At 37.6% G+C, this 11,826-nt stretch carries 9 protein-coding genes and 1 tRNA gene; 5 read left to right on the forward strand and 5 right to left on the reverse strand.

Going from position 1 to position 11,826, the window contains the following annotated elements; all coding sequences use genetic code 11:
• Positions 1-29 precede the first annotated feature (29 nt).
• From J655_RS10705 to epmB, 3 genes are read right to left on the reverse strand one after another with little or no spacing between them, the layout of a single operon-like run.
• Positions 30-2,141 (reverse strand): EAL domain-containing protein, encoded by a 2,112-nt coding sequence (locus tag J655_RS10705; RefSeq protein WP_080973457.1) that lies wholly within the window; start codon positions 2,139-2,141, stop codon positions 30-32.
• Complete coding sequence (locus J655_RS10710; RefSeq protein ID WP_032007348.1) at positions 2,138-3,883, reverse strand: hypothetical protein; 1,746 nt, start codon at positions 3,881-3,883, stop codon at positions 2,138-2,140. Before J655_RS10710 ends, J655_RS10705 begins: the two co-directional genes overlap by 4 nt.
• 15 nt (positions 3,884-3,898) lie before the next feature.
• The gene (gene epmB / locus J655_RS10715) at positions 3,899-4,915 is read right to left on the reverse strand and encodes an EF-P beta-lysylation protein EpmB (protein WP_005067999.1); all 1,017 of its coding nucleotides are present in this window, start codon (positions 4,913-4,915) and stop codon (positions 3,899-3,901) included.
• A gap of 73 nt (positions 4,916-4,988) precedes the next feature.
• On the opposite strand from epmB, the gene efp reads away from it, so the two are divergent.
• The 5 genes from efp (at position 4,989) to J655_RS10740 (ending at position 10,036) form a co-directional block, all read left to right on the forward strand.
• Positions 4,989-5,558: an elongation factor P gene (gene efp / locus J655_RS10720; RefSeq protein ID WP_002118666.1), complete on the forward strand. Its 570-nt coding sequence runs from the start codon at positions 4,989-4,991 to the stop codon at positions 5,556-5,558.
• 164 nt (positions 5,559-5,722) lie between these two features.
• Positions 5,723-7,819, forward strand: a complete 2,097-nt coding sequence (locus tag J655_RS10725; RefSeq protein ID WP_005068001.1) for a carbon starvation CstA family protein — start codon at positions 5,723-5,725, stop codon at positions 7,817-7,819.
• Positions 7,819-8,124, forward strand: a complete 306-nt coding sequence (locus J655_RS10730) for a YbdD/YjiX family protein (RefSeq protein ID WP_000980869.1) — start codon at positions 7,819-7,821, stop codon at positions 8,122-8,124. The genes J655_RS10725 and J655_RS10730 overlap by 1 nt, the downstream gene beginning before the upstream one ends.
• 167 nt (positions 8,125-8,291) lie before the next feature.
• A tRNA-Val gene (locus tag J655_RS10735) sits at positions 8,292-8,368 on the forward strand.
• Positions 8,369-8,629: 261 nt separating this feature from the next.
• Entirely contained in the window at positions 8,630-10,036 is a 1,407-nt protein-coding gene (locus J655_RS10740; RefSeq protein WP_032007337.1) for a molybdenum cofactor biosysnthesis protein MoeA, read from the forward strand.
• Positions 10,037-10,401: 365 nt separating this feature from the next.
• Here J655_RS10740 and J655_RS25740 read toward each other — a convergent pair whose 3' ends face one another.
• Together J655_RS25740 and J655_RS25745 are read right to left on the reverse strand one after the other, a co-directional pair.
• On the reverse strand, positions 10,402-11,271 hold the full coding sequence (locus J655_RS25740; protein WP_416201982.1) for an IS3 family transposase: 870 nt from the start codon (positions 11,269-11,271) through the stop codon (positions 10,402-10,404).
• A gap of 5 nt (positions 11,272-11,276) precedes the next feature.
• Positions 11,277-11,786, reverse strand: a complete 510-nt coding sequence (locus J655_RS25745) for a helix-turn-helix domain-containing protein (RefSeq protein ID WP_002120495.1) — start codon at positions 11,784-11,786, stop codon at positions 11,277-11,279.
• Positions 11,787-11,826: the final 40 nt, after the last annotated feature.

The raw sequence follows: 11,826 nt of genomic DNA on the forward strand, positions 1-11,826 counted from the left end.
CCCGTTTTTTGTTTTTCAGTACAAGACCATTATTGGTCTTGTACGTCTGTTAATCGATCAAGTTTTTTCTGGAAATAGCGGCCTTGTAAGAAACGCGTTTCCACATTCCAAGCGTTTGCAAATAGGTTCATATCATCTAGATCACTCAGTAAAATTCCTACAGGTTTTACGGTCAAATAGTTCAAAACCTTTTCTTGTAATCGGGCTAGTCCCTCATCTGATTTTAATAGCTCTGTTTCCTTCGACTGTAGTTTTAAATATTGAACATCAAGTTGCTGCAATATTGATTCACTATAAGTAGAAGAGTTGAAATCCCGAATCGAAATTTCTGCGCCGTGTTGACGCAGGCGAGCTATGTGTTGCTGGGCAATTGCAAGATGAGGCTGAATTGCCTGTTCTGAAAATTGTAAAACGAGTGGGCTTTCAAGCTTACTACCAATAATAGTGAGTAATTTCGAAATGAGTTCAGGGAAAGATTTATCTTTGAGCAAGATATCAATATTCAGGTTAATAATCAGTTTAGCTTTCGGGTACTGAGTAATAAAGTTATGTAGTTGCTTACATGCCTCAACCAAAATCCAGCGATCTAATTGAATAGAAAGTTCACTGTCTTCTCTTAATTCAGCCAAGTCATTTATGTCATACCATTGTTCATCGCTAATAAAACCGCTAGTCACCTCATAGTTATGGGTTTCTTGATCGTGTTTATCGTAGATTTGCTGATATTTTAAATGAATTTCACTTCGAGCTAGCTGCTGCTTTAATTGCTGCAATAACGAAGATTGCAAAGGAGCATCGACTTGCTCAAGGCTTAGATCAAGCGATATAGAAGGTTTAACAGGCTCAGGAGCAATAATATCGACGGTTGGTGCCAACTCAATTTCTGCCTGCGCCTTAGGTAACTCTTGCTGACTTGTTTGAGCCAGTAAGCTTGTAAAGCTATCTTCATTTACAGGTTCAGTAATTGGGACATAGCTCAGCTTAAATTGGATCGAGTAATTAAGCTCATTAATCTTTAATAAATGCTCTTTTTGCAAACTTTGCAGACTAGTCAGTTGGGAGTTAAGGACTGTGCTGTTTTCAGCTTGTAAAATGCCAATATATGCACCAAGTTCAATATTAAAAATCGGCATTTGCGCGTGTTCTTTTAAGAAACTGTGCAGCTGATTAAAATATTGTGCAGGAGTTTGCCAATCTTGTTGAAATACTCGCTCTGGGCACTGATTTAATTTAAATAAAATTAAAGCATTGGCTTGAGCAGGGTAGGTCGATAGTTGTCGATTAATTTGTTGCCAAGGTGCTTGCACACCATAACTCTTTTCTGAAAAAAGTGTATTTGCAGGTGTTGCTAAATTCAGTTGATAGTCAATGGTTAGCTGTACGGCATCTTCTTCCTGACTAGGAATAAACTCTAGTTTTAGAGCATTGTTACCTGCGATTGCTGCATGTTGACTCTGAATTTCAAAACGGGCCTGATCAAATTGGCCTAATGAAATTTTCTTAAATCTTTGTTTAAAAACATTTAAATCATCAGGTTGTAAAACATCTAAAATCGGTAGACCAATAATCTCGTCTTCTTGTTTAAACCCAAAAAGGTTGAGGTATTCTGTATTTGCCTTAACATGCATCCCTTCTTGAAAAAGGGCAACAGCTTTATGGCTATTGTTGACCAATGTTTGTGTATGGGAGTGAATTGTTTCTAGCTCATTTGTTAGGCGTTGTTCAGTCTGCAATAAGTGGCTATATGACAAGGTCCGAATAAGAGTGATATAAAAATAATCTAATGGTTCTAATGGAACTACATCATAGATACCTTTTTGAATATAAGTCTGATATTGCTGAGGCTGATAATCTTCAGGTTGTAATAATAAAACAGGTAAATTTGGCTGCTCAGATGCTTGAATGAGGGAGAGAGTTTGTTCAATTTTTAGGTCATAAGCACGACCAAAAATAATAGCATCCCACGGCGTATTTAACTGTTTTTCAAAACTTTTTAAATCATCAAGTAATAACGCCTGAACTTGATAATCATTCCCCAATAATAAATTTAAAATCTGGTTATAACGTAGCTGGTTGTCATCAATAATGAGTAAACGTGTTTCAGTACGTTTTAACTTTTTAGATAATAAAGAGTTTCTCACTTTAGTGCTTCCCATAAATCTTGAGTGCTAGAGTTATTACCCTTTTTCATCATGAACTGATCAAGCAGACCTTGTTGCTGCTCATTCAAAAGCTCGAAATGAAATTGAATAAAACTTTGCGTAATGAGTTGTGCTTTGAGTAGATACACTTTGATTTCTTCTGTCCCCAATCGTAAATGAATTGTTTGTTGCTCTCTAAAAATTTGAGAGCCCGGTAAAATAAGCGTATTTTGTATTTCTTCTAGATTTTGTGTTTGTAGTAATAGTGCGGGATGATAATTGCGAGTATGGCGCTCAGCTTGAATATGCACTGAACAAGGGAACATGGCTTGCGACAAAATTTCTAAACCTAACTCTAGGGACTTTTCTGTCGATTGTTTAATCCAGCGAATTACACCGCCACGCCATTGTCCATGCAAAGTTTCTTTAACTAAAATATATTCGCCAGTTCTTAAGTTTTTCGGTGCTTCGCCAGACCATTTAATACGATATCCATTGACACTAATATCGAGAACGGTGGTTTGATAAATGGTTTTGCTTTCACGACTCAAGCGTTGATAAGAGCTTGTTTGTTGTTCTTTTTTCTCTAAGTTGGATAAAACTTTAGCTTCGCTTTGTAAATTATAGTTATGGTTAAGCTGTAGCGTTTCTTCGAAGTTTTTTGCTTTCGATAGATAGAAATGGGCAGTGCTTAAACCAAAACAAATTTGAAGCTCTGCATTGTACTCATAACGTTCATGACGACGTTGAGCCGTGGTTCCTAGAATCGTTTGAACATGAAATTTTAAAGCAGGGCTTAAATAAAACTTTTCATTCTTAGAAATATATTGAGCATTTCTATGCATGGTTGCAGTGACATGCTCAAGTAAAGCTTGCGTACCGATGAAGATGCTAGGGTTAAAGTTAGAGCTACGCTTTGTATTATAGACAGGTGGATGGTCTTTATTTGGATCGACCACATATTTCGTTAACGCGGTATCTTTCGGCAAAATATGAATCATTCTTGCCCAGTCAAAACTACATTGAAATAATGCCTGAATTTCTGACTGACGAATCTGATTCGTATTTAAAATATCCAGCAAAATCAACTGAGCATAAGCTTGCGTAATATTCGCTAAAGGGTGTTGTATGCCCTGAATATGATTGATATTGATGAGATGGTATTTGTGTTGAACTGCGGTTTCATACAGCTGATGCGCAATTAACCATTGCCCTTTAAGGGGCTCACTATAGAGCATATGCTGCTGATAGAGGAGATTGGTTAATTGTTGCAGAGCATGAAACGTCGATAAGATACGCGCCGTTTGCAAATTCTTTTTTTGCTTATAGGCAAAGAGTGAAAACTTTTGATGCTGTAGTTGCTCATGACTATTTTGCGCAATATTTAAATAAATACTGGCGAAATAGCAGCGGAGCAACATCGCTAATTCAATAATGTGCTCATTACGATCTGTACTAATCACGCCTTGGTTAAAGAAGTTTTTCTCTAGGCTGGCGAGTACATTGTTAATGGTCGGATGAAGCGTTTGTATGAGGTCGAAACGTAAGGTTTCACTACATTTTAATTCATTGAGCTCTAAAATGGCTGTGAATAATGCTTTTGACGTATCACCGAGTTGCATAATAGAAAGGGTAGTGACCCATTCATTAAGATCTTTAATATTGGCTTCACAAAAGCTTAACCGTTCACGAGAGAGTTCGGTTTGATTGTGAAAAATGTCCGACAGCGCATTATTCATCATCACTTATTATATAACTCAAAAAGTTGTAGCCCCAAAAAGCGGTGTTTTATTCTTTTCGCCCGCAATTTCCCTGACGAGTTTAGGAACCAAATACCCCGGTAGGTTCGCTAACACGTCACGATAGATATCATCTATCTTGGATGATTCTAAATCAAAATGTTGTGCACCTTTTACTTTATCTAAAACATGTAAGTAATAAGGCATAACGCGAGCTTCAAATAAACGATAACTTAAATCAATTAACGTCTGTGCAGAGTCATTGACACCCTTAAGCAATACTGCCTGATTTAGTACAGTAATGTGATGGTCAGATAACTGCAACAATTTTGAACAAGTAAAGTCATCGAGTTCAGAAGCATGGTTTGAGTGTACCACCAGAACTATACGCAGCCTACTGTTTTTTAATAAAGAAATCAGCTGTTCGTCGATCCGGTTAGGAATAACAATTGGGACTCGTGAGTGAATTCTCAGAATCTGGATTTGTTTGAGAGATGATAGGCGTTCTAACCAAAGTGCTAATTTACGGTTAGAAAGCGTAAGCGGGTCACCACCACTCAAAATGATCTCGTTAATGTTCGGGTTTGCTTCAATATAGTTTTTAATATTTAGCCAATCTTCATTTTTTGGCAAATTTTCTTGATAGGGGAAATGACGACGGAAGCAATAACGGCAATGTACGGCGCAAGCACCAGTCAAGGTTAATAAAAAACGCGATTTATATTTATGTAATACACCCGGTAATTGATTTGCTGCTTCTTCGCCTAATGGGTCAGTCACAAACTCAGGATGTTCTTCGAGTTCTAAATGATGAGGTAATACTTGTAGCAAAAGCGGGTCAAGCGGGTTTTTAGCGTTCATTTTTCCGACGAACGCACGAGGAACACGCAATTTAAACTTTTCAGAAGCCAGAATCGCACCCGATAATAGCTGTTCTGAGGATAACTCGAGTAGGCTTAGCAATTCCGAAGGATCAGTAATAAGGTCACTCAGTTGAGATTGCCAGTTTTGCTCTTGGTATAAATAGTTTATCATTTGACACGATTAAGATAATGCAACAACGCATTATATCGCATAGTTGACTTGTTAAGTTTGGAGTGTGCCTTTCATGGCCTATTATTCTACAAATGATTTCAAAGCAGGCCTTAAGGTTATGCTTGATGGTAACCCATGTTCAATCATGGAAAACGAATATGTAAAACCAGGTAAAGGTCAAGCGTTCAACCGTGTAAAATTACGTAACCTTAAAACCGGTAAAGTATTAGAAAAAACTTTCAAATCAGGTGACTCTTTAGAAGCAGCTGACATCGTTGAAGTTGAAATGGAATACCTATACAACGATGGTGAAATGTGGAACTTCATGGATCCTGTATCTTTTGAGCAAATCGCGGCAGACAAAATTGCTATGGGCGATGCTGCTAAATGGTTAAAAGACGATTCAAATGAAAAATGTACAATTATGTTGTTCAACGGCGTACCTTTAACAGTAAGCCCACCGAACTTCGTTGTATTGAAAATCGTTGAAACTGATCCGGGTGTACGTGGTGATACATCTGGCGGTGGCGGTAAACCAGCTAAGCTTGAAACAGGTGCGGTTGTTCGTGTTCCGTTATTTGTTCAGCAAGAAGAAAGCGTTCGTGTAGATACTCGTACTGGCGATTATTTAGAGCGTGCATAATAGTTAAAAAATACACTATTATCGAAGGGATGATGTAAATCATCCCTTTTTTTATGCGAAAGTATAAGAGGAAAAAAGAAAAAGGAGGAGTAGAGTCACAGGGATTAAGAGAAACAGTACATAACAATATAAAAATGCTGTAGTTATTTATTGAGAGGTTAAGAATGGACACAATGCAAGCGAAATCTACGCTTCCCTCCAAGCTGGTCTGGAGCCTAGTGGCAATAATAGGTGCAATTTCTTTTGGGATGCTGGCACTCAGTCGTGGTGAACATGTCAATGCGGTTTGGCTTGTACTTGCTGCAGCATGTGTATATAGCATCGCATATCGATTTTATAGTCTATTTATTGCAACTAAAGTATTTGAATTAAACCCAAGACGTTTAACCCCAGCACATCGCTTGGCCGATGGTCTGGATTATGTACCCACCAATAAATATGTGCTTTTCGGTCACCACTTTGCTGCAATTGCAGGAGCGGGGCCGTTAGTTGGACCAATTTTGGCTGCACAAATGGGCTTTTTACCAGGAACGATCTGGTTATTGGTCGGTGTGGTTCTGGCGGGGGCGGTACAAGACTTTTTAGTTTTATTTATTTCAACACGTCGAGACGGTCGCTCACTTGGTGAAATGGCAAAACAAGAACTCGGTTCTTTTGCCGGTATTGTGGTCATGCTTGGTGCGCTTGGAGTAATGATTATTATCCTTGCTGTACTGGCATTAGTTGTGGTGAAAGCACTTGCCCATAGTCCATGGGGTGTTTTCAGTATTGCAGCAACCATTCCAATTGCATTGTTTATGGGCGTTTACATGCGTTTTATTCGCCCGGGACGTATTGCCGAAGTTTCTATTATCGGCTTCGTTTTAATGATGCTTGCCATTGTTTATGGTGGACAGGTTGCAGCAGATCCATACTGGGGTGAATTTTTCACTTTAACAGGAACACAGCTCACATGGTGCTTAATCATTTATGGATTTATCGCATCAGTTTTACCAGTCTGGTTGTTGTTAGCACCACGTGATTATCTATCAACATTCCTTAAAATTGGCGTCATTCTTGGCTTGGCCGTTGGTATTGTGATTGCATTACCTGAATTGAAAATGCCAGCAGTGACTCATTTTATTGACGGTACTGGCCCTGTATTCTCAGGTAGCTTATTTCCATTCCTATTTATTACCATTGCCTGTGGTGCCATTTCTGGTTTCCATGCGCTTGTATCAAGTGGTACAACACCAAAACTCGTTGATAACGAAGCTGACATTCGTGTGATTGGTTATGGCGGCATGCTCATGGAATCTTTCGTCGGTATTATGGCGATGATCTGTGCAACTGTCTTAGACCCGGGTGTGTACTTTGCAATTAATGCGCCTGCGGCTGTACTCGGTACAACTGTAGAATCTGCGGCAGAAGCTGTGCGTAATTTAGGATTTGTTGTTACGCCTGAAATGCTAACCGTGTTGGCTCAAGAAGTAGGTGAAAGCTCAATTCTTTCACGTACAGGTGGTGCGCCTACCTTTGCGATTGGTATGGCACATATCATTTCTGAAATTTTTAACAGCCGCCAAATGATGGCATTCTGGTACCACTTTGCTATTTTATTTGAAGCATTATTCATTTTAACTGCTGTCGATGCGGGTACTCGTGCTTGTCGCTTTATGGTGCAAGACACTGTGGGTATTGTTATTCCTGCGGTTAAATCTTCAAGCTCATTCTTTGGTAATTTGCTAGGTACTGCTGTTGCGGTAGGTGGATGGGGCTTCTTCGTCTATCAAGGTGTGATTGATCCGTTAGGTGGTGTCAATTCACTCTGGCCTTTATTTGGTGTGGGTAACCAGATGTTGGCTTCAATGGCACTCATTTTGGGTACAGTCATTCTGTTTAAAATGAAAAAAGAAAAATATGTATGGGTAACGATTTTCCCAACAATTTTCTTGTTCATTACCTGTATGACTGCGGGCTGGCAAAAGATTTTCCACGAAAATCCAAAGATTGGTTTCTTAGCACAAGCGAATAGATTTTCAGATGCGATTGCGCGTGGTGAAATTCTTAAACCAGCAAAAACACTTGAAGAAATGCAGACGATTGTGATGTCAAACCAAATCAACGCTGCGCTTTGTGGCTTCTTCATGATCGTTGCGATTGTGATGGTAATTGCTGCAATTGGTATTGTGCGCCGTGCATTAGCAAGCCCGACACCAACTGCTCATGAAGCACCAGCTGTATATGCTGATCCGAAAGTGGTCACCCCACGAGGAGAGTAATGATGAATTTTAAATTTGCAAAAAATGGAACTGTCATTATTGCGAAAATCATCAAAATGACAGTGCTCTCGCAAAAAGAGCTATTACTTTCTCCAAAGAATTGGTCGCGCATTGCAACCTTGTGGCAGCGTTTGCAGCAAAGCTTCCGACTGATGGTTGGGGTTCCAGACTATCAAACTTATCTGGAGCACATGAAAGCCCATCATCCTGATTTAACTCCAATGGATGCGACGACTTTCTACCGTCATTGTGTTGATTCGAGATATCCATCGGCAGGTGGTAATTTAAAGAAATGCCCTTGTTAAGTTGAGATTAATAGTCAGCTAAAGAAACGGTATGTGGTTAAACCATGTACCGTTTTTCTTTTTTGGAAAATGAAAAAGAGTTTGCTTAAAGTCTGCTCATTTGTATTTTTTTCGATGGCAAATCACTTGTTTTGCTTTTGAAAAATGAATATTATGCTTTCCATTCTAGGTGTATAGCTCAGTTGGTTAGAGCGCTACGTTGACATCGTAGAGGTCTCCAGTTCGAGTCTGGATATACCTACCAAGATATTAAAATCATATGAACTCGCATAGCTTTATATGATTTAAAAAAGCCCTAAATTATAATGATTTAGGGTTTTTTTATTGTTTTTATAAATTAATTTCAGTTTCTATATTCGCCTAAAAGAGAAATTTCATTTCTTAAAAGGCTGAAGCAGTTTGGAGCTTTTTTAATACCGAATGTTTTAGATAACGATAAATTCTTTATTAATAATTAAAATTAGCGAAGTACCTCCTATTTGAGGTACTTCTAGGATCTATATTTATGCAAAAAAAACTTCCAATACCAGATAACTTACCAAATCATTTAACGGACATTTTTTATCATATCAATATAAATTTGCCTAAAGGTGATTTAAAAGAAACTGTAGAGCTGGATAAAGCAATAAATCAAGTTAACGCAAGTGATGTATATGCTTTACAGGATTATCCTCTGCATAATTTATCTGAATATGCGGGTTGGGCTCTTAACTCAGAAACAACTCAATCTGCAAGTAAAGATAGCCCTTTATTAATTACTCATTGGTACTATTGGGGGCAACAGCTTTATAGATCTATTAATCCGTATAAATTAGATCTAAAAACTCCAAGTTTGTTAGAAATTCCTGCCTATACAAAATTACCAGAGTCTTTAGATTCAGTGATTGCTGAACAAGATGAGAGATTAGATCTCTCTGATACCGATGCTAAAAAAATTACTGGTTCTATTCCTGCCATGCATGGTGTTATCCCAAAGGGCAGTATATTTAAACAAGGCGATGTGATTCTAAAAAAAGATGAGAAACTGACTCCTGAAAAATTAATTGTTTTAAGACGAGCGGGAATCAAAGAATTATCTATATATAAAAACCCCAAAATTCTCATTATAAGTATGCATTCTTTTGATAAAGAAGAAATGAGTGAGGAAAGTCTGTATGTTAAAGATGTCTTGAAAACATGGGGCTACGAGCAGGTAGAAATCAAATCACTCAAACCTGAACGTTTTGATGCTGCATTTAATAATCTTAAAAAAGATAATGACCCAGCTTTAGATGACTCATTAACGACGAGCAGGGACGATTATATAAAGTTCTTTGAAGAACAAAACTCAAACTTTGATGTCATTCTTTGCTGCACATATCAAAATAATCGTTCTTCTTTATTCCAGCTTGAAAAACTTCCAATCTTTGATCAAAGCAGCATGTCATCGGCCTTGAATACACGTTGTATACCAGCTAATGAAATTAAAATTCTTAAAGGCCAAGATAGGACTCCACCTAGCCGTGAGACTGTGCAGATATATGATGAAAGCGGTAATCATAAAGGTATGCGTGTAGTCGTTACAGAAGACAAAGCGACTATTATTAATTTACCGGGTGACATTCAAGATATTGCGATTCTGATGCATGCTTTTGTGAAATATATTTTGAATAAGCACATCTCAGACTTTTTTGATCATGCTTACTTTAAAGGTAAAACTGACATAGAAATTGTTCCTAATGTGACAAATAGAAAGTTGTTATGGGGGTGTTATAAGGCTCAAGAAAATGGGGAATATGTATTGGAAATTATTGAGCAACAACAGTCATATCAGATAGAGCCATTTGTTAAAGCGAATTGTATTGTGATAGTACCTTTTCAAGAGCAGACAATTGCAAAAGGCACTGATTTATATTTTATGAAAATAGGTTAAGTCTAATTTCTATTTATAATTTAATTGAGCGGTGTAACCTTTAAACTTGTTAAAAGGTTACAACCTATAAAGTTATAGCTGCCAAAACCTCACCTTTATAAACCCCACTTTAACAATAACTATCTCATTATTTATCCTTACTTTTTAATGATCTAATTTAAAACAAATGTCATTTTGTGTGCTTGACTGCTAAAGGGCAGAGCACTATCCTTTGCCTGCTGGCCACATTGCCAGGCAGTTTTGACAGACTGCTCATGAACTTCCGCATCAGAGTTATTCTTTCTGAGGTATAACTTTGTGTGGTGACTACTCGTCCCTTTGCCGTAGCGGTAGGATGATCTGACCCCATAAAGTTGGACAGTTAGTTAAGCAGTTTTTAAAAACTGGTTTCTATATTGTACAGGGGATAAACCTTGTAGCTTCACCTTGATTCTCTCATGATTATAATAATGAATGTACACTCGTATAGTTTTCTCTAACTCATCAGTTGATTGAAATTTTTCACCATGAAAGCACTCCGATTTTAATATTCCAAAGAAGCTTTCTATTACAGCATTATCTAAGCAATTTCCTTTACGAGACATACTTTGAATTAAACCATGTTGCTTTAATTGCTGTTGATAATGAGCCATTTGATATTGCCATCCTTGATCTGAATGGAGAATTGGTTTCTCATGTCGCTTAAGTTTAGCTAAAGCATGAATGAGCATATCTTTCACTAACTCATAATTGAGTTTACGTTGGATCCGGAAGGTAATAATTTCCCCATTAAATAAATCTATAATTGGTGATAGATAAAGTTTTTCACCGTTAACATTAAATTCCGTCACATCAGTTGCCCATTTCTGGTTGGGACGGTTCGCTTTAAATTGCCGTTGCATAATGTTATCGGCCACCATCCCGACACAACCACTTTTATATGAGCGATATTTTAGTGCTCTGATACGTGATTTAAGTCCCATAGTTTTCATAAGACGATATACACATTTATGGTTGATTATTATTCCTGTACTTTTCAGAGCAAGAGTAATTCTACGATAGCCATAGCATCCCTTATGCTTGTGATATATGGACTTGATCTGCTGTTTTAACTCAGTATATTTATCCTTAGAGCGTACAGCTTTCATGTGATAGAAATAAGTACTACGAGCGATCTTGGCAATACTGAGTAAGAGCTTTAATGGATAAATTTGCCTTAATTCTGAAATAACTTGAACACTGTCTGCAGTAGAAATTGAATTTAGGTACGTTGCTTCAGTTTTAAGGCTTTTAGCTTTTTTAAAAAGGCAACCTCTGCTCGTAAAGCGGTCACTTCATCAATGAGCTCCTGCTGAGATTTATCTTTGTCATCTTTTACAGACTTGGTTATTTTAGTTTTATCTTGTTTAAGCATATTGGTATAAATCCTCGTGGTATTAAACCCAGCAATCCCTTCTTTATGATACTGAGCTAGCCACCTTCTTAAAATTGACGTCCCGCTCAGATTTAACCGTCTTCTAACTTCTCTTACCGGTATCTTATCAAGAAGCATTTGTACAGCCTTGATTTTAAATTCGGAAGAGTAGTAGGTTTTTTTAGTTTTAACATTCAGGCCATCTTCACCTTGTGCCTTATAGTTTTCAATCCATAAGCGGATGGTTTGGAGATCTACATTAAATTCTTGTGAAAGGATTTTATATCCTTTACTTCCCTCTAAATAAGCTTGAATGACTTTTAATTTTAACTCTTTTGAATGCTTCGGAATTGGCATAGAGCACACCTCATAAGTTTTAAAAGTCTAACTTATGGGG

The organism is Acinetobacter sp. 1294243, from assembly GCF_000588015.1.
In the GTDB taxonomy this organism is placed as follows: domain Bacteria; phylum Pseudomonadota; class Gammaproteobacteria; order Pseudomonadales; family Moraxellaceae; genus Acinetobacter; species Acinetobacter pittii.

Coding starts and splice junctions, on each gene's coding strand:
- J655_RS10730 (WP_000980869.1), top strand. CDS start 7,819: ATGATGAATTTTAAATTTGCAAAAAATGGAACTGTCATTATTGCGAAA.
- J655_RS25745 (WP_002120495.1), bottom strand. CDS start 11,786: ATGCCAATTCCGAAGCATTCAAAAGAGTTAAAATTAAAAGTCATTCAA.
- J655_RS10725 (WP_005068001.1), top strand. CDS start 5,723: ATGGACACAATGCAAGCGAAATCTACGCTTCCCTCCAAGCTGGTCTGG.
- epmB (WP_005067999.1), bottom strand. CDS start 4,915: ATGATAAACTATTTATACCAAGAGCAAAACTGGCAATCTCAACTGAGT.
- J655_RS10740 (WP_032007337.1), top strand. CDS start 8,630: ATGCAAAAAAAACTTCCAATACCAGATAACTTACCAAATCATTTAACG.
- efp (WP_002118666.1), top strand. CDS start 4,989: ATGGCCTATTATTCTACAAATGATTTCAAAGCAGGCCTTAAGGTTATG.
- J655_RS10710 (WP_032007348.1), bottom strand. CDS start 3,883: ATGATGAATAATGCGCTGTCGGACATTTTTCACAATCAAACCGAACTC.